Consider the following 19,242-nt stretch of genomic DNA (forward strand, 5'->3'; position numbering starts at 1 on the left):
TGATTTGAGCAATTTAATCTTACTATTCGTTTGTATTTTTTTAGGAATACTTTTAAGAAAAGCTAAAGCTGTTCCAGAGAATTTTCACACTTCTTTGAACGCATTTGTGATTAATATTTCTCTTTCGGCGCTGTCTTTTTATTATATTTCTAAAGTCCAAATCAGCAGTAAAGTTCTATTTCCTATAGCAGTTCCTTGGATTGGAATATTAGCAGCCATTTTATTTTTTTTAGTTTTAGGAAAAATTTTCAGTTGGAAACATTCTGTAATAGGAGCATTAATCATGTGTGCAGGTTTCGGAAACACTTCGTTTGTTGGCATTCCTGTCATCCAGGCGCTTTATGGCGAAGAAGGTATAAAAACCGTAATGCTAGTCGACCAACCCAATATGGTCGTGCTTTTTACTATAGGAATTTTAGTTTCTAATTATTTTTCGGGAAGTGGAGATTCTATAATTATTCACTTCAAAAAAATATTAAAAATGCCTCCTTTCATCGCATTTTTAGCAGCATTAGTTGTCAATTTTTTCTCTATAGAAATTCCAAAAGACATAGACGAAGTGTTCTTTAAACTGGCTTCTACCACGGTTCCATTGGCATTAATTTCTGTAGGAAGTCAAATGCAGTGGAAAAAACTAGAACCAAAAGAAAACTTTTATCTTTTTTGGGGATTGCTGTTTAAACTGATAATTTACCCTTTGATCATTTTAATTATTTATAAATTTATTTTCCACCAAAGTGGTGAAATGATTGAGATTTCTATCTTAGAGGCGGCAATGGCACCTATGATTACGGCAGCCATAATAGCAGCATCTCACAATCTAGAACCCAAACTTTGTAATCTAATGGTGGCCATAGGAATTCCTGTTTCTTTTATTACCTTGGCTGCTTGGTATTTTATTTTGCAAGTTTTGTGAATTTTTGATTAAAAAATTAATCTAAACTTCTAAAATTGACAGGCGTAAAAGTAAACCTTGCGGTATTTATTTTCTCTGAATTGACATCCAAATCATACCACGGCGAAATTTCTTCATCAAAAGGATTTTTAAGCAAATGAATACTTTGCGAGGGCGTGAAGCCTTCGCTCAAAAGGAATAGTTTTTTGCCTTTTTTGTTTTCACAAGTTCCTGCTATAAAAACCACATGCCCAGGACTTCCTGGGATGATAAGGATATCTCCAGTTTTCAAATTCTCAGTAGAATTCACAGGTTTTGTTTCTCTAGTCAAAGAAATGGTACCTGCATAATTGTAAATTAAATCCAGATAATTTCTAAAATTCTGGTAAGAATCATCATAAACTGCTGTTTTTCTATAATCTACAGAATTACCATTAACATAAGCTCTGAAACCATCTCTGTAATCTGACCATTTTACTAAATCTCCGTTGGTAAAATGAAAAGCAATTTCGTTTTTTCTGTTCTGTTTCCAAAGAAATTCTGCATACAACCTGATAACGGAATCTGCACATTGTTGCAAATCTTTTTCGCCAGTATCTATATCATAAACCGCCTCGTGAAGAGATTGAGTTGCTATGGGAGTTCCATTATATTTTAAAATCTCAGAACCATATTTTTTCAATGGAAAATCTAATAAAAAAGCACCAAAAGAATTCGGTTTTTCTGTAGACCATTCGAAATTTTCTGGTGGCAAAAACCTTGTTTTCACTGTATTATTTTCTTTTGAAATTAGAGATTTAGAAGTGGATATTTCTTCATCATCCAATAGAACTTTACCTTTTTCTTGACTATTATTACAACCTATAAAAGACCAAAAAATAATCATAACAAAAACTCGTTTTAACATAGATAAACATTTTAAATAGTAAAGTTTATGTCTCATCTTGAAAATAGGCTTTAAAAAACTGTAAAAACTGATGTATTTTATAATGAATTGTAAAAAAATCTAATTCTTTCTCATTATATTTGGATGTATTAAAAGTATGACGAAAAAAGTAATAATTTTATTGTGCATAGTGGTTAATCTTTTTGCCTTCGGACAAAAAGATTCTATTTATATACAAGCAGATTTGTCAGCCAGAATACTTCATGTAAAACAAAAAATAGTATATCATAATACCTCTCAAAAATACCTTTCCCAGATAAAACTTCTCAATTTAGTAGCAGCTTATCAGAACAGAAATACTAAACTTCTAAAAAGAAAATTAGAAGACCGAAAAACAGACCTTTATTATGCAAAAAAAGATGAAGAAGGACAACTACTCTATCTGGTTGTAAATAATAAACCTGTTACACAAAATTTACAAAATGAAAACATCTATATTCCTTTAGAAAACATTCTAAAAACCAAAGAAGCTACTACTCTTTTTCTAGAATATTCTATGAAAATTCCTAGTGCAAAATTCACTGGTTACGGAAGCGGAAATCCTGATTATTTGCTCAAAAATTTTTTCTTAGTTACTGATAGTTTTGATAAAGAAAACTCTGTGGATAAGCATTATCTAGACATCGAAGAAAACTTCAACACCAATACATATTACAAAATAGATTTTTCTTCTTCTGCATCATACATACAAAGCAATTTGCCTGAAACAGATGAAAAAATTTTTGAAGGAGCAATCAATGATGATGTAGAAATCTATATCTCAACCATAAAAAATTATCAATTTCAAACAGAAATAAATGGTAAAAAGCATATCATAGATTTTGGCTATACGGTCTCAGAAGAGGAAAAAAGAAATCTTGAGTTTTATCTTCCGCTCCAATTAAAATTTTTGAAAGACAAAATTGGTTTTTTACCCGAGAAAATATTCATCAGTCAAGTATCTAAAAAGAAAAATGACTTTTTCGGGAATGATGATATAAAATTCTGGAAGTTTAAGCTTCAATTATTTTCAGATGCCGAAAAAATAGATATGGATTATTTCAGCATCATTTCTCAAGAAATTGCAGACCAACTATTTAGCTCAAACAAAAAAGAAAATCACTGGGTAAGCAATGGCCTGAAAACCTATTGGGAAATGCAATATTTGGATAAATTCTATAAAAATTATAAACTCTTAGGTAATCTTGTAGATTATAAAATTCTTGGAATTAAACCCTTAAAGTATTCATTTGTTTCTAAACTGAACCTAAACGAAAGATACGGACTTGGCTATCAATATATTATGATGCAAAATCTAGATCAAAAAATAGACGAGAATCTTGAGCTACTGAGTAATTTTAATGAAATTGCCATCAGTAAATTTGAAACAGGTACACTTCTCAATTTCATCTCAGAGAAAATGGGCAAAGATAATTTCGAAAGTTTTATTAAAGATTACATCGAAAAAAACAAAAATCAACAATTAGACAAAGAAGATTTTTTAAACCAATTGGCAATGCATTCTGGGTACTCTTCAACTTTTATTGGCAATTACATTCAAAAAAAGATGAGGGTCAATTTTAAAGTAAAATCTTTCGAAAGAATTGATAATCAACTTCATATAAAGGTGAGTAAAAACACTACAGAAAATATACCTTTCAAATTAAAAGTACAAGATTCTACTGGTGATGAAAAAATATATTGGTATGATACCAATGATAAAAAAGGAGAAAGCACCTATGTAATACCAGACACCGATGTAAATAAAATTACAATTAATAGCAATTATGCCTTCCCTGAAAATAATTTCAGAGACAATTACCTCTATACAAAAGGTATTTTTAGCAACTCAAAAAAAATAAAATTCAAAATTTTTACAGACAAACCTAACCCAGAATACAATGAAATTTTCTATACGCCAAAATTCAATTGGAATAATTATGATAAATTTCTATTTGGAATGAAATTTCATAACAAATCAATAATAGAAACACCTTTCCAATATGCTTTAACCCCATTTTATAGTACCGGTACGCAAAAATTAGTTGGTAGCGCCATGGCTTCTTATAGATTTCAACCTGCAGAAAGTTTCTTTAGAAGTCTTACCTTTTCAGCTTCATCTGCTATCTTTCATTATGATTTTGATTTAACTTACAGAAGATTTGGGGCAGGAATTTCAATGGCACTCAATAAAAATCCAAGAAGTCAAATTGGCAGAAATATATTGATTTCCTACAATCATTTTGATCGAGATTTAAGTCAAATAATGCAAATCAAAAATGATTATTCTAAATATAATATTTGGAATTTCGGTTTTGTATATTCTGAAAACAATGTGATTGTTGAAAAGTATCTTTTTGGAAATCTACAGACCATGGAAGACTACCAAAAACTAACAGCAGAAAGTTTTTACCGATGGGAATTTGCTAAAAATAAAAAATTGAGTCTTAGATTCTTCGGAGGACTATTTATTACCAATAACACCCGTAACAACACCTTCAATCTTGGAATTTCCAGGGTGTCTAACTATTCTTTTTCATACAATTTATTAGGTCAAAGTGCTTCTACAGGGTTTCTATCACAGCAGTTTGTATTAGCCGAAGGTGGATTTAAATCATTTATTAATGGTTCCGTAAATCAATGGATGGTTGCCAGTAACGCAGATATGCATCTATGGAAAATGTTTAATGTATATGCAGATGCAGGATTTTACAAAAACAAATCCCGAGACCCAAAATTCATTTGGGATAGTGGTGTAAAACTGAAAGTAATACCAGATTTTCTTGAAATCTATTTCCCTATACAATCCTCTTTAGGCTTTGAACCTGGTTTTAAGGATTATGCCAGTAGAATAAGATATACATTAAATTTCAACCTTGGTGCAGTGGTAGGATATTTCAGAAGGGGTTGGTTTTAATATTTATTCTATTTTATTGTAATTGAAAATAAAAAAGGTTGCTCTTACGAACAACCTTTTGCTTTATTAAAAATAATTTTTCAATTATTGTTTGATAATTTTTTGTGAAACAGTTTCTCCATTAACATCGCCAGTCACTATATAGGTTCCTTTTGGTAATGACGAAACATTAAGGATAGCGTTTTTATCTACTGATATAGATTTTACAACTTGTCCATTCATGTTATAAATTTTCACATTTGCTTTCTCAGAAAAATTAATATCAGAATTTACACTAGTATTTTTAACTAATTTAATTTTTGATGCATTAATATCAGAAACAGATAAAAGAGAACCAGTGCTAATTTTTAAATTATCAATATTAATAAATGGTGTCTCAGTAACACTATCTTGTCTAAAAAAGAAAGAACTAGCTTGTGTTAAATCTGTTCCAGTATGGGTATCGGTTACAATTGAAGCCTGATCTACCCATAAAGAAACTGTATCATCTGAAGTAGTACCTGAGTTAAAAGTATACTTAACAACCACATTATAGGTAGTGTTAACATTATAATCTGCAGTTGACCAAGATGTAGCTGTTCCTGTTGAAGTTCTTACTTCAACACCCAATTTATAGGTAGTGTCTGTAACCTTTTTTGTCCATATAGTTCCTCCATATGTACTTGCTGATTGAACAAAACCAGCAAAATAACCTCCATTAGCATCTGTTGCTGCCGTTACATCTGTAACTTTTAAATCAAAAGAATAAGACAAACTTCCAGAATTAACCGGTGTTGCAAATGTCTGTTGAAGATCATTACCAATACCATCGAATGTGATAGCATTAGAAACTACTTGTATTTCATCTGGTGCACTAGTATTAGGAGTTCCTAGATAGCTCCATCCTCCATTGTTAACTAGATTACCATTTGCATAAGTAAATGATTCATTATATGGAAGGCTTGCTTGAGCAAAAAATCCAGATGCATAAATAACACTTAAAATAGTAAAAATTTTTTTCATAAGTCTTTAATTTTAAATTATTTTATTAATACCACCAAAAATACAAAGTTTTTAACCAAAAAGCACCTTTATTTATTAATTTTTTCTTAATTTTTTATCCACAATAATCATCATTTTTTTTAGTTACTTTTACAGTTGGTATCTCTACGCTATGGGGTGAGAAATTTATTAATCTTTTTTACACTATTTTTCTGTGTTTTTCAAGGAAAAGCACAAATTTTCACATGGAAAAACCCTAACTTCACAAAAAAAGACACCTTAAAAACAGACTCTGTTTTCATTAAAAAATTAAACTCTGAATTTTTCAAAAAAGACACCGCCAATTTTACCATCAAAGAGAAAAAAATTTTCTATGATGAGGGTATTTTAGTGAAGAAAAATTCTCGATCGCAGATTTTAGGAGACCTAAACGCAAAAGGTTCTATCATCAGAGGAATTACTTTTGGCAATAACCAAGGACAATCGGTGCAATCTTCTATGGATATGCAAATTGCAGGAAAACTTAGCAAAGATGTTTCTATTCTCGCCAGTATTTCAGACCACAATCTCCCGATTCAAGCTGATGGTTACACCCAAACTTTGCAAGAATTTGATAAAATTTACCTCCAACTCAACATCAAAGACAAAAGCATTATAAAAGCTGGTCATCTCGATTTGCAAGACGACCAGACCTATTTCGGAAGGTATCAACGAAGAAGTATGGGAATTGGTTTTCAGACAAATTTTGGGAAAGACAACAAAACTTTTCTAGATTTTTCGGAGGGTGTTGCCAGAAGTGAATTTCATAGAATCCGATTTCAAGGAGTAGAAGGAAATCAAGGACCCTATCGTTTAACAGGAAAAAGTGGCGAGAATTTCATCACCATTCTTTCTGGTTCAGAACAGGTTTTTATTGATGGAATTTTGATGAAACGTGGTGAAAACCAAGATTACACCATCAATTACAACACTGGCGAAATTACTTTTACGAGTTTCCGTCCAATTTTTAAACAGAATTTCATCACCATTTCTTACAATTATACCAACCGAAATTACAACCGTTTCATTGTCACTTCTTCAGTAAAACATCAAACAGAAAAACTGAAAATTTCCTTCGATGCTTTCTTGGAAAATGACAATAAAAACGCTCCACTTTCGCTTAATTTATCAAAAGAAGATGAGCAAATTCTCGCCAATGCAGGAAACAATCAAGAATTAATGAACGCTCCTTCTGCTGTAATTACGGAATATGATGTGAACAAAATTCTCTACAAATTAGTGCAAAATACTCAAGGAAATTATTACGAATTTTCTACTGAAAAAACCGAAACTTTATACAATGTTTCTTTCACGTATTTCGGCGCAGGAAAAGGTGATTATAAACTGAAACAATCTACCAACAACGGAAGAATTTTTGAATTTGTTGGCGCTGGAAACGGCGATTATTCTGCGCTCCGAAAGTTGCCTTCTCCACAGAAAACGCAGGTTTTTTCTACAAGTGCAGAATATACTTTTAACAAAGGAAAGATTGGCGGAGATTTCTCTTTGAGCAATTATGATGTCAATTTATTTTCCTCAAAAAACAACGACCAAAATACAGGTTTTGCAGGAAGAATTTTCGGGAATAAAATCTTTACCAAAAACAATTGGAACGGAACTTTGGGCGCAGAATTTCAGAGAATTTCTTCGCAGTTTCATATTCTAGATAGAATAAATGATGTGGAATTTTCGAGAGATTTTAATTTGACTCAAGAATTTAACCAAATTACTCAAAACAGATTGATTTTCAGTTTTTTAAATCAATGGAAAAACACCAATTTCATTAATTACAAACTGAATTACCTCAACGAAAAACAAAATTACAACGGTTTTAAAAACGATTTAGATTTTAAATTTCTAAAGAAAAAAACAGAAACCAGAGGAAATTTATCTTATTTAAATACTAGTTCAGATTTTCAAAACACCCAATTTGCAAGAGGAAACATTTCATCTGAAATTTTAGGCAAAAAAGGAAGTTGGAGTTTTGGTGGAAGTTTCGAGCATAACGTGAAGAATTTTAACCAAACTAAAACACTTTACGTTACGAGTTTTTCTTGGAAAGAAATTTTTGTTCAAAAGAAAATCGGTGATAGTACAAGAACCAAATTATTGGCAAAGTCATATTTCAGAACCAATGATTCTGTGAGAGATAATTCTTTGAAAAAAATGAATAACATTCTCGGTTTGATGCTCGAAAGTCAATTAATTAAAACTGAAAAAACTCAACTTTCAACGCTCGTTCATTACCGAAAATTTTTCTATGAAAATGAATTGAAAACGCAATTTAATTCAGATTTTGTGATTGGAAACATTCAGTATAATCAACAATTATTCAAAAATGGAATGCGTTTGCAAGCGTTTTATGAACTCGGAAACGGACAAGAAGCGCAGCGAGAATTTCAATATCTGAAAGTAACAGACGGACAAGGAATTTACAAATGGACGGATTATAACGGTGATGGAATACAACAATTAGATGAGTTTGAAATTGCAGAATATTCAGATTTAGCGCAGTACATCAGAGTTTACACAAACACCGTGAAATACATTCCTTCCAACAAAAATAAGTTGCAACTTTCGATTTTTGTAAATCCTTCTGTTGTTTTTAGCTCAGAAAATAAGTTTTTGAAACGTTGGAATTTTAATATTTCACTTAATGCTCAAAACTCTTTTTTCAAAGAAGACCGAGTTTTGGAATTTAATCCTTTTAAAACCGAAGATAATCAGATTCTGAAAAATCAGAATTTACTATTTTCTGTACTTTTCAACCCAACCGAAAAGTCTGGTTGGAATGGAAATTATCGTTTCATAGACAATCAAAATTTGGTAAATGCCAATTTTAGCATAGAAAAGAAAAACACACAAACTCACCTCGTAAATTTTGGATATTGGTTTAATAAAAACTTGCGTGCAGATTGGGAAAATCAGTTGCAGAATTATCAATCTTCATCGCAATTATTCAAAACACGAGATTACACTTTAAACATCTACGAAACCAAACCGAAATTGGTTTACAAACTTTCAGAAAGCATACAAACCGAAATTTCTACCGCCTACAAAATTAAAGACAGAAAAGACGGCGATGAATTTCTGAAAACCTTCGATGCAACTGGAACTTTGCAATGGGAAAAGAAAAAAACTTCTATTCGTGGAAATTTTAGTTTCATCAATAATGATTTCACGGGAAATGCTTTCAGCATTGTAGGAAACCAAATGCTCGATGGTTTAAAACCTGGCAAAAACCAAGTTTGGAGTGTGATTTTGCAACAAGCTCTTAATTCCTTCCTTCAACTCAATGTAAATTATGAAGGTAGAAATTCTGGTGAAAGAACAATTCACATTGGAAGTGTGCAAGTGAGAGCGAGTTTTTGATTTGTGAAATCGTAAAGTTGTGAAATTGTAAAATCGTAAAAATGTGAAACTGCTATACTGTAAAATCGTGAAACTGTTTAATCTTGGGTTATGAAGTTCTGAAAAATCAAATAATAATTATAAAAACTATAACTATGTACACATTTTATTTTGAGAAATTAGAAGTATGGCAAAATGCAAGAAAATTAGTAAAAGAAATTTATAAAATATCTAGAAATTTTCCTGACGAAGAAAGATTTGGAATTACAAATCAAATTAGACGAGCTTCTACAAGTATCACTGCTAATATTGCAGAAGGAGTTTCAAGAAATACCAATAAAGATAAATCTAAATTTATTAATATTGCATATAGCACTAGTATTGAAGTCATTAATTTTCTAATTCTTTCTTGGGATTTAGATTTTATTTCAGAAGAAAAATATATTGAATTAAGAGAAAAAACTGAATTAATTACCAATCAATTAAACTCATTTTATAAGTCTTTAGAATAACTGTGAATTTATTAAATCTTAAAACTGTTAAATCGTTTATTTGTTGAAAAGCAAAAATCAGCTCATAAAGTTGCATATTGTAAAAAAATTATCGGATTTTTTTATTTGACTAATAACAATTTCACGATTTTACAATTTCACAGTTTAACAACTTAACAGTTTCACGATTTTACAGTTTTACAACTTTACGATTTTACAAAAAAAACTACCTTTGCAAAATGGTAAAAATAGGCAACATAGAACTTCCTGATTTTCCGCTTTTATTGGCACCAATGGAAGATGTGAGCGATCCTCCTTTCCGTAGGTTGTGCAAATTACACGGCGCAGACTTAATGTATTCAGAATTTATTTCATCTGAAGGCTTGATTCGTGATGCGATGAAATCTAGGAAAAAACTCGATATTTTTGATTACGAAAGACCTGTTGGAATTCAGATTTTTGGTGGCGATGAAGAAGCGATGTCACTTTCTGCCAAAATTGTAGAAACCGTAAATCCTGATATTGTGGATATTAATTTCGGTTGTCCCGTGAAAAAAGTGGTTTCCAAAGGAGCCGGAGCTGGCGTTTTGAAAGATGTAGATTTAATGGTTCGTCTCACGAAAGCGGTGGTCAATTCTACTCAACTTCCCGTTACGGTGAAAACGAGATTAGGCTGGGATGTGGAAACTATTAATATAGAAGAAGTTGCGTTGAGATTACAAGATGCAGGAATTAAAGCATTGACAATTCACGCAAGAACCAGAAGCCAAATGTACAAAGGTGAAGCAGATTGGGAATACATTTCTAAAATCAAACAAAATCCTAATATTGAAATTCCAATTTTTGGAAATGGAGACATTGACTCTCCTGAAAAAGCGCTAGAATACAGACAAAAATACGCTTGCGACGGAATGATGATTGGCAGAGCTGCGATTGGTTATCCTTGGATTTTTAATGAAATTAAACATTTCTTTGGAACAGGAGAAAAATTACCAGAACCTACAATTTCAGACCGACTTCTCGCTGTAAAACAACACGCAGAATGGAGCGCAGAATGGAAAGGCGAAAGATTAGGCTTGATAGAAATGCGACAACATTACAGCAATTATTTCCGTGGAATTTCACATTTTAAAGAGTTTAAAACCAAATTTTTACAGGTTTTAAGTTTGGAAGAATTTTATCAATTGTTAGTAGAAACGGAAGCGTTTTATCAAAATAAAATTGAAATTTAATAAATTTTAAAAACCACAAAAGAGACAAAAGAATACATTGAAAATAAGTTTTTCAAAAGTAAAAAAGAGAAACAATTGCTTTTTGTTCTTTTGAAATTCTTTAAAAACATCATTATTTCTTTTGTGCCTTTTGTGGTTTAATTAAAAATATGAAAATAATCTCTTACAACGTCAACGGAATTCGCGCAGCTTTTACCAAAGATTTTATCGGTTGGTTGCAAGTGGCAAATCCTGATATTATTTGTATCCAAGAATCTAAAGCAGGAAACGACCAAATAGACATTGAAAGTTTGGAAAAAGCAGGCTACAAAAGTTATTGGCATTCTGCGGTAAGAAAAGGTTATTCTGGAGTGGGAATTGCAAGCAAAATAGAACCAAAACACGTAGAATACGGTTGCGGAATAGAACAGTATGATAACGAAGGTAGAATTATAAGAGCAGATTTTGATGATTTTTCGGTGCTTTCTGTGTATGTTCCGAGTGCTTCTAATATTGAGCGATTGGATTTTAAACTTCAATTTGCCGAAGATTTTCTAGAATACATTAAAAATTTGCAAAAACAAATCCCGAATTTGGTGATTTGTGGTGATTTCAATATTTGTCACGAAGAAATAGACATTCACAATCCGAAAGGTTTGAAAAATGTTTCAGGATTTTTGCCCGTAGAAAGAGAATGGATGACCAGATTTATCAAAGAATGTAATCTGATTGATAGTTTCCGTTATTTACATCCTGAAAAACAAGAATTCTCTTGGTGGAGTTACCGACAAAATTCGAGAGCTAAAAATTTAGGTTGGAGATTAGATTACCATTTCATTACAAAATCACTTGAAAATCAATTAGAAAGAGCTTTAATCTTGAAAGAAGCGATGCATTCTGACCACTGCCCTGTTTTGATAGAAATCTAATTACAATTTCAAAAACGCTTCGCCTTGCTCGGTTTTAAGAGCCATATCATAAATTGAAATTTCAGCTAATGAAGACTTAAGACCTTCTCTAATGGGTTTATATTTAAAATGAAAAGGACATGGCTTTTCTGAAGAACATTTCTCTAGTCCAAAGGCACATCTCGTAAAAATTTCTTCACCATCAGTTGCTAAGACAATTTCGATAATCTTGATATGCTCTATTTTATCTAAATCTACTGTAAAGCCGCCTTGTTTCCCTTTATTAGAAATTAAAATTCCTTTTTTAGAAAGTGGTTGAAGTATTTTTGCAACAAATGCTTCTGGAGCATCTGTAGCTTCAGAAATTTGTTTTACATTGGTTTTTTTTCCCGCTAAGGCTTCTTGTGCAATATAAATTACAGATTTGATTGCGTACTCACAAGCTTTTGAAAACATATTAATCGTATTTACACTTACAAAGGTAAGAATATTATTCGGATATTTTTATCTGAAAATGTTATTTATAAAATTTCCATTTAGGAATAACGGTGAGTAAACCAAGACCTACAAAGCAAAAAAGATTGAATAAATCTGAATACAACATGGTAGATAGATAGTACTCATGTAAAAAATAATGTACAATAAGAGCCACAGGATATAAAAAAACGCCCCATTTTTTATAGAAATTAATAGCTATTAAAGAAATCAATAAACATGCATCTACAGTAAAAATAATATAAAAAAACCACAAGGGAATATTAATATCTTTATGGTTAAAAAACTCTGTAAAATCTATCCCAATACTCAGCAGAGAAAAAATGAGTAATAAAACGATTGCAGTATAAAATCCAGTTGTTTTATCTGGACTCTTATCATAAAAATTATCTTCCATATTTATAATTTTATATAAAAAAAAGCTTTTGAAAACTCAAAAGCTTATCTTTTACAAAAATATATTTTTTTTAGATAGAAATCGCATTAATTAATCTGTTTCTATCACTTAAATATTCTTCCATAGAAATCATACTTTCAGTTCTCATAACATCTTGTATATCATCTATTTGATAAATAATTCTTTTTGCATCTTCTGTATTTTTAGCTCTTACTTTACAAAAGATATTGTATTTTCCTGAAATAACACTCGCTTCTACTACATTAGGAATTGTTGCTAATTCTTTCAAAACCTCTTGAGTTCTGTTTGATTTAGTTAATAAAATACCAATGAAAGCAGTGAAATGATAATCTAATTTACCATAATCAATGTTAAGTGAAGACCCGAGAATAATCCCTGCGTCTTCCATTTTCTTCACTCTTACGTGGATAGTACCTGCAGAAACATCCATCTGCTTTGCAATTTCAGTAAAAGGCATTCTTGTATTTTCTACTAAAAAATCTAAGATTTTTTTGTCTATTTCATCAAGCTGATAATTCATAGCTGTGCTTTTAAGATTATTAAATTTATAAAAATTACTATATTTCTTTTGCAAATTTATAAAATATAATTGACATTAAGAAATATATTTTTTACAAAAAAACATTGATATTTATCACAAAAAAGCTAAAATTATTTTTGTTTAGTAGAATCCTTTCTTATAGAATCTATTTTTATGTTAGATTTCACTTTCAAAGAATCATTATTTTTTTTATTTTTTCTAAAAAGCGAATTGAAGCTTTTACTGTAAACCACACCTGCCCCGAATGATTGATTGGCATTTCCGTTTACACCTGTTAGACCAATATTAGATGGTTTAGAATAAGCTCTTAGCACTAGAGTTCCATCATTGTTTTTAGACACATCATACTCTACTATACCCTCTCCTGTAAGGTAATTGCTACTATTAGCCGTTTTAGAAATAGGAACTCCAAAACCTGTTTTTAGGGTGATTCTTGGTGACACCGTAATATTAACATTCGTATTTGCTCTATCACTAGATTCTGTGCCATCAGTTCCTTTTATATAACTGATATCGACTTGAAATTGCTGACTGATATTATTTACAATATTCCCTAACTGTTTGAGCAAAATATTGGCTCCGGTGCTAATCCCTGTATCTTGAATACTAACATCTCCAAAGCCTCCTGATGCAGAAGTATTAAAATTATTAAGCACGAGAATAGACCCAAACTGTAGGGTGCGCTCATCATTATTAGACATTTTAACAGCCAATGCTTCTCTAATCTGGGTAGAAGCATCTGGTGCTGAAACATCAAATTCTATTTTAGGATTTTTAAGCGTATTGGTAATTTTTGTCTGAAGCCTTACATTGACAGGAGGTAACTTACCCGTGCTAAGATATTCTGAAGCATTGGTTACAGACCTCACATAACTTGCGGTAATTTTCAAATCTGGGGCAAAGGGATCTCCATCCCACGCTATACTACTATTTTTATCAATTTGAAAAGATTTTTTTAGAAATAGTTTTTGTTCGTAGTTACCATTATCTACCAAATAACTTCCTAGGAGAATAATTTTTCCGTTAGGCGTCATTTTGAATTTTAATTTTTCTGATGAACCTCTTACGGTGATATCTCCTACCTCATCTCCCACCAATACATTTACAGTAGAACCTTTATTAACACTTATTAATAGGTTTAAATCTAAATTTACTCCTTTTTTAGCATTTTTTTCTACAGAAACTACACCTTCTTTATCGGCTTTTAAAAACCTTAGCAATTTAAATTCATCTACAGAAGTAGCACTATTACTATTAAGAGTGAACACACTGTTATCTAACACTTTGAAGGTTTCTATTTCTTGAGTAGGGTCATTTTCATTGTCCTTACCGGCTTCTATCTTCAGCCCTCCATCATTAAAACTCACAAATAAATCACCTTTACCATAAATTTTACCCCAAAACAAGTCAAAATCTTTTTGCTCTGTGTTGAGAAGCATCAAATCTTCGGAACGCACAAAAACCTGCGCTTTTATATTGGTAAGATTGCTTAAATCTACTTGCAATAAAGAGAGTGTGCCTTTAGAATTACCTCTTCCATCATTTAACTTTATGGGCTCATTTAAAAGAATCATTCCATTATTAAGAGTAAGGGTAGTATCTTGGAAAGAATAATCTACTCCATTGAAATTGATTTTTAGCCCAAAATCTTTCATGGCAACATCACCACCATAATTGATATCATTCAAAGGGCCACTTATAGCAACCAAACCAGAAGCCTTGCCTCTGAAATTAGAGAAAATACCATTAACAAAAGCTTGTACAAATGAAAGGTCAAATTCATTTAAATCTGCTGTCAAATCAAGAATTGGTGATGGTGTATTGTTATTTACAGTACCCGCAAGTTCTAGATGATTTTTTCCTAGTAAATCAGATGATGCGATTTTGGCGTTGACATCATACACATTGGGAACATCACTATTTTTAGCAGAAATGGTCATTTCACCCATATTTTTACCATTGAGAATGATATCCTTCACCGATAAATCCATTAAAGGTTCCAAATTGGTTTTATCCATTTTTATTTTTACATTCCCATTTGCAATACCTTTTAAGTCTAGCGTATTTTTTCCTGGCAACAAGTCTAATATTTTGTCAATTTCTAGATTTTTAACATCTACATCTGCATTAAAATCTTTTGCATTTTTGAAAGTTCCATTGACAAAAATTTCACTTTCCTCAGAAAATAACCTTAAGTTTTTAATCACAAAATCGCTGGTGCTTTTTCGATAAGTGATAGAATGGTCTAGCTCTGGCGATGTATCTACACTCCAAACAAAATTGTCAATCTTAAGATCAGTTGGTTCAAATCTTATTACGTAATCCCCTGCTTCGTCTTTACTCTGATTGAGGTGTACCGCATAAGCTACTAAATCGTCTTTTTCTTCGTCTTCCAGTGTGCCATGTTTAAAATTAGCCACTAAATGCAGAATTTTATCATCTTCATTAGTCCCCATTAATGTCACATCTTTTAAGACATTTTGGGCATATTCCGCTCTTTCTATATTCACCGAAATTTGTTCTGAAGGATTAGCCGTATTGATTCTTACAAAAATATTGTTAATCATTGCAGAATCTTTTTTGGGCTTATTTTCGGACACTATATATTCAGGATTTGCCTTAGACAAAAGCTGGTCTGCTTCAGAAATTTCCTCTTTTTTGGTCATCAAATATTTCAAAGCTGGAATACTGGCATTTAACAAGATATTATTCGTATTGCCATCAAAACTACCATCTATTTTAGCTCCATCGCTAATCTTTAAATTGGGTTCAAAATAATTAACCAACTGCTGACTTACCTCAAAGTTATAGGTAAAGTTCTGCCCTTTAAAATATCTTTTCTCAGGATTTCCTACCAATACTTTATCAAAGCCATTTTGGAACATTTTCCCTAAGTCTCCTAAGTTATACTTACCAGAAATATCACCTTTTACTACATTGGGCATATCTACCGATACTATTCTGTTACCATCTTCAAAAAAAGCTTTTACTTGACCATTAGGAAATTCTATTTTTTGATTATTTGCGGTAAAAGTTACGTTATTTAGTTGTGCATCTAGGTTCATGTCATTTACGTTACTGAAAGCAATTTTACCATTTACGCTTCCACTAAAAATTGATTTACCATTACCCGGAACGCCGAAATAACTCAAGTTCAAATAATCTATATCACCATTTATATCTGCCAATAATCTAGAGGTAGAAAAATCTATTTTTCCTACAATTTTACCTTTGGCTTCCTCATCATTTATGGTAACTACACCATCATATTTTTTTCTAGAGAGTGTACCATCTAAAAAAAGATTATTAATGGTTTTTCCTGTAATGACGATGGAAGAAATATTAGATTTTGTCTTTAATGTCAACGTGTTTACATCAAACCCTCTACCATCTACATTAAATTTGCCTGTAATCAATCCTACTGCATTATTTTTGGTAATGGCTGCGGCATTAAAATCTTTAATATCTAAAACACCTTTATATCTCGGTTCGTTTTTATCAATGTCAGACAAAACAATATCTGCATTTGCTCTACCAATACTGGTGATGGCATTCCCTTTTGCTATTACTCTTTTTGGGGTAACATCCACTGCACCTACATATCTTATTCTGCCAAAAGGGTCAGCAAAATTCTTCATTTTTGTAGAAACAAATTTTGGAACCATTGCTCTAAGTGCAGGATAAGTAATATCTGCAGAAATCTTATTGGTTACGATATTAAAATTCCCTTTTAGTAAATCTTTAAACTTGGTATTTGGAGTATTGATATTTACATCTTTACCTTTTAAAACAAAATCTTCAACTCTAAAATCATTCAGAGAACCATACATTTTACCAGAAAGATCTATGGCAGAATAATTGTCCCATTTGGTTGCAAAATAAGATATGTCATAACCAGCAATAGAACTCCCGCGTTTTAGGTTCATATCCCAAACCACTTTGTTGTTAAAATCTTGCCAATGTGTTTTTTTGTCAAGGTTAAAAGTAAGATCTCCCTGAAGAAGAGAATGGTCTGTAAAAAAAGTTAAATCCTTAAGAGTTAAATGTTCTCCATCTAAATCTAAATCTCCAGAAAAAGTATCCACAAAATGAGACTTGCCCCATCTATTGGTGCGAAAGGTAAAATTATTAATCTTGGCTTTTACTTTTGCTCCTACCACATTAAGCTCAGGAACAATCAAATTAACATTTTCTGCTTGTAACCATTTTCCTTCGTCCCCCTCATGATTTTGATTAATGATAGAAATTTTAGAATCTCTAATTTCTACTCTAGAATTGAGTTTAAATGGCGGCTTATTAGGATTTCTAGGGCTACCATCATCAAATTTAGCAATAAACCTATTGAAATTATCTATAGAATCTCCTTTGTAAGTTACAATCTTTACGTCTGCATTTTTTAAGGATAATGTGCTAAAATCTAATTGATTTTTCTTATCAATCACCATAGATTGTACAATTGAAAACCAATCAGAATCTGCTCTTAGTTCTTTGGCTAAAATCATATCATTATTCTTAAAATCTTTGATTTTTAACCCACGAATAATGACATCACCAAAAATATTGATTTCTGCATTTTCTTTAGAAATATTAATCCCAAAATCTCTGTTTAAAGTCCCTAAAACCTTGTCTGCAATATAATTTTTAGTAGATGGAAGATTAATTACAATTAAAATCGCAAAAAATAGAAATACAAAAATACCTGCCGACCAAAGAAAAAGTTTTGCCCACCAAGAGAGCTTTTTTACATCTTTAGCAGCTTGTTTTGCCGTTTCTAGAGGATGCTCTATGGTATTTTTAATATTCTCTAAAGCCTCTTGAACTTTTCCTTCCACTTTTTCTGAAAGCGGTTTTTTGTTTTCGGAGTTATTATTTTCTAAATTTGCCATTACTTATGAACGAACCAATTATTTTAGGAATAGAATCTTCTTGTGATGATACTTCTGCAGCTATTATCAGAGGTAATGCTATCTTGTCTAATATTGCAGCCAATCAAACCATACACCAAGAATATGGTGGCGTAGTTCCCGAACTTGCCTCTAGAGCTCATCAACAAAACATTATTCCCGTAGTTGAAAAATCCTTCACTAAAGCAAATATACAACAAAAAGATATTTCTGCCATAGGTTTTACCAGAGGACCAGGCTTATTAGGTTCACTTTTGGTGGGAACTTCATTCGCAAAATCTCTGGCAATGAGTTTAGACGTACCTCTAATAGAGGTAAATCATCTTCAGGCGCACATTCTTTGCCATTTTATAGAAGATGCAAATCCAATGCCACCGAAATTTCCGTTTTTGTGTCTTACCGTTTCTGGCGGACATACCATGATTGTTTTGGTAAAAGACTATTTCGATATGGAAATCATCGGAAAAACCATTGATGATGCTGCTGGTGAAGCTTTTGATAAAATCGGGAAAATCATGGATTTAGATTATCCAGCGGGTCCCATTATTGATAAATTAGCCAAATTAGGAGACGAAAACGCATTCACTTTCGGCAAACCTAAATTAGAAAATTACGATTATTCTTTCAGTGGAATTAAAACTTCTGTTTTGTATTTTCTTCAAAAACAATTGAAAGAAAACCCAAATTTCATTAAAGAAAATGTAGAAAACCTTTGTGCTTCTGTTCAAAAAACTATTGTAGATGTTTTGATGAAAAAACTAGAAAAAGCAGCTAAAGATTATGATGTGAAAGAAGTAGCCATTGCTGGAGGAGTTTCTGCCAATTCTGGTTTGAGGAATGCGATGCAAAAAAATGTAGAAAAACTTGGCTGGAACGTTTACATCCCAAAATTTGAATACACCACAGATAATGCAGCAATGATTGCAATGGTAGCCAAACTGAAATTTGAACGCGGAGAATTCACCGATTTAAGAACCAGCGCAACAGCTAGGTATGATATGTAGTTCATGTATGGCTCATGTATAGCTGAAGTATAGATAATGTATGGATAATGTATGAAAATAAAACCTTTAACCAATATATTTATACATTCAAAACTTAAAAAAATGAATACATAAAAAGTATTTCTACAAACTAAAAAATAAAGAATAAATTTATAACCTTAA

13 protein-coding genes are annotated in these 19,242 nt (G+C 31.5%); 7 read left to right on the top strand and 6 right to left on the bottom strand.

What is annotated here, in order from left to right:
• Positions 1–4 precede the first annotated feature (4 nt).
• The gene (locus tag IEW40_RS07995; protein WP_188617577.1) at positions 5–916 is read left to right on the top strand and encodes an AEC family transporter; all 912 of its coding nucleotides are present in this window, start codon (positions 5–7) and stop codon (positions 914–916) included.
• Between the two features lie 16 nt (positions 917–932).
• Here IEW40_RS07995 and IEW40_RS08000 read toward each other — a convergent pair whose 3' ends face one another.
• On the bottom strand, positions 933–1,781 hold the full coding sequence (locus IEW40_RS08000; RefSeq protein WP_229663409.1) for a DUF4846 domain-containing protein: 849 nt from the start codon (positions 1,779–1,781) through the stop codon (positions 933–935).
• 157 nt (positions 1,782–1,938) lie between these two features.
• Here IEW40_RS08000 and IEW40_RS08005 point away from each other — a divergent pair, with 157 nt between their 5' ends.
• On the top strand, positions 1,939–4,737 hold the full coding sequence (locus tag IEW40_RS08005) for a gluzincin family metallopeptidase (protein WP_188617579.1): 2,799 nt from the start codon (positions 1,939–1,941) through the stop codon (positions 4,735–4,737).
• An 84-nt stretch (positions 4,738–4,821) separates the two neighbouring features.
• Here the strand turns inward: IEW40_RS08005 and IEW40_RS08010 are convergent, their stop codons facing one another.
• Positions 4,822–5,739, bottom strand: a complete 918-nt coding sequence (locus IEW40_RS08010) for a T9SS type A sorting domain-containing protein (protein WP_188617580.1) — start codon at positions 5,737–5,739, stop codon at positions 4,822–4,824.
• Between the two features lie 156 nt (positions 5,740–5,895).
• Here IEW40_RS08010 and IEW40_RS08015 point away from each other — a divergent pair, with 156 nt between their 5' ends.
• The 4 genes from IEW40_RS08015 (at position 5,896) to IEW40_RS08030 (ending at position 11,739) form a co-directional block, all read left to right on the top strand.
• Positions 5,896–9,129, top strand: a complete 3,234-nt coding sequence (locus IEW40_RS08015; RefSeq protein ID WP_188617581.1) for a DUF8818 domain-containing protein — start codon at positions 5,896–5,898, stop codon at positions 9,127–9,129.
• Between the two features lie 134 nt (positions 9,130–9,263).
• On the top strand, positions 9,264–9,620 hold the full coding sequence (locus IEW40_RS08020) for a four helix bundle protein (protein ID WP_188617582.1): 357 nt from the start codon (positions 9,264–9,266) through the stop codon (positions 9,618–9,620).
• Positions 9,621–9,838: 218 nt separating this feature from the next.
• The gene (dusB, locus tag IEW40_RS08025) at positions 9,839–10,831 is read left to right on the top strand and encodes a tRNA dihydrouridine synthase DusB (protein WP_188617583.1); all 993 of its coding nucleotides are present in this window, start codon (positions 9,839–9,841) and stop codon (positions 10,829–10,831) included.
• Between the two features lie 149 nt (positions 10,832–10,980).
• Positions 10,981–11,739, top strand: a complete 759-nt coding sequence (locus IEW40_RS08030; protein WP_188617584.1) for an exodeoxyribonuclease III — start codon at positions 10,981–10,983, stop codon at positions 11,737–11,739.
• On the opposite strand, the gene IEW40_RS08035 is transcribed toward IEW40_RS08030, so the two are convergent.
• The 4 genes from IEW40_RS08035 to IEW40_RS08050 form a co-directional block, all read right to left on the bottom strand.
• Positions 11,740–12,174, bottom strand: coding sequence for an RrF2 family transcriptional regulator (locus IEW40_RS08035; protein ID WP_188617585.1), 435 nt, complete (start codon positions 12,172–12,174; stop codon positions 11,740–11,742).
• Positions 12,175–12,235: 61 nt separating this feature from the next.
• Complete coding sequence (locus tag IEW40_RS08040) at positions 12,236–12,610, bottom strand: hypothetical protein (protein WP_188617586.1); 375 nt, start codon at positions 12,608–12,610, stop codon at positions 12,236–12,238.
• Between the two features lie 70 nt (positions 12,611–12,680).
• On the bottom strand, positions 12,681–13,151 hold the full coding sequence (locus tag IEW40_RS08045) for an Lrp/AsnC family transcriptional regulator (RefSeq protein ID WP_188617587.1): 471 nt from the start codon (positions 13,149–13,151) through the stop codon (positions 12,681–12,683).
• Positions 13,152–13,282: 131 nt separating this feature from the next.
• The gene (locus IEW40_RS08050) at positions 13,283–18,058 is read right to left on the bottom strand and encodes a translocation/assembly module TamB domain-containing protein (protein ID WP_188617588.1); all 4,776 of its coding nucleotides are present in this window, start codon (positions 18,056–18,058) and stop codon (positions 13,283–13,285) included.
• 5 nt (positions 18,059–18,063) lie between these two features.
• Here IEW40_RS08050 and tsaD point away from each other — a divergent pair, with 5 nt between their 5' ends.
• Positions 18,064–19,080: a tRNA (adenosine(37)-N6)-threonylcarbamoyltransferase complex transferase subunit TsaD gene (gene tsaD, locus IEW40_RS08055; RefSeq protein ID WP_188617589.1), complete on the top strand. Its 1,017-nt coding sequence runs from the start codon at positions 18,064–18,066 to the stop codon at positions 19,078–19,080.
• Positions 19,081–19,242 lie beyond the last annotated feature (162 nt).

Origin of the sequence: Cloacibacterium rupense, from assembly GCF_014645495.1 — a bacterium.
Taxonomy (GTDB): domain Bacteria; phylum Bacteroidota; class Bacteroidia; order Flavobacteriales; family Weeksellaceae; genus Cloacibacterium; species Cloacibacterium rupense.

Coding starts and splice junctions, on each gene's coding strand:
- IEW40_RS08000 (WP_229663409.1), bottom strand. CDS start 1,781: ATGATTATTTTTTGGTCTTTTATAGGTTGTAATAATAGTCAAGAAAAA.
- IEW40_RS08005 (WP_188617579.1), top strand. CDS start 1,939: ATGACGAAAAAAGTAATAATTTTATTGTGCATAGTGGTTAATCTTTTT.
- IEW40_RS08010 (WP_188617580.1), bottom strand. CDS start 5,739: ATGAAAAAAATTTTTACTATTTTAAGTGTTATTTATGCATCTGGATTT.
- IEW40_RS08020 (WP_188617582.1), top strand. CDS start 9,264: ATGTACACATTTTATTTTGAGAAATTAGAAGTATGGCAAAATGCAAGA.
- dusB (WP_188617583.1), top strand. CDS start 9,839: ATGGTAAAAATAGGCAACATAGAACTTCCTGATTTTCCGCTTTTATTG.
- IEW40_RS08030 (WP_188617584.1), top strand. CDS start 10,981: ATGAAAATAATCTCTTACAACGTCAACGGAATTCGCGCAGCTTTTACC.
- IEW40_RS08035 (WP_188617585.1), bottom strand. CDS start 12,174: ATGTTTTCAAAAGCTTGTGAGTACGCAATCAAATCTGTAATTTATATT.
- IEW40_RS08040 (WP_188617586.1), bottom strand. CDS start 12,610: ATGGAAGATAATTTTTATGATAAGAGTCCAGATAAAACAACTGGATTT.
- IEW40_RS08045 (WP_188617587.1), bottom strand. CDS start 13,151: ATGAATTATCAGCTTGATGAAATAGACAAAAAAATCTTAGATTTTTTA.
- IEW40_RS08050 (WP_188617588.1), bottom strand. CDS start 18,058: ATGGCAAATTTAGAAAATAATAACTCCGAAAACAAAAAACCGCTTTCA.
- tsaD (WP_188617589.1), top strand. CDS start 18,064: ATGAACGAACCAATTATTTTAGGAATAGAATCTTCTTGTGATGATACT.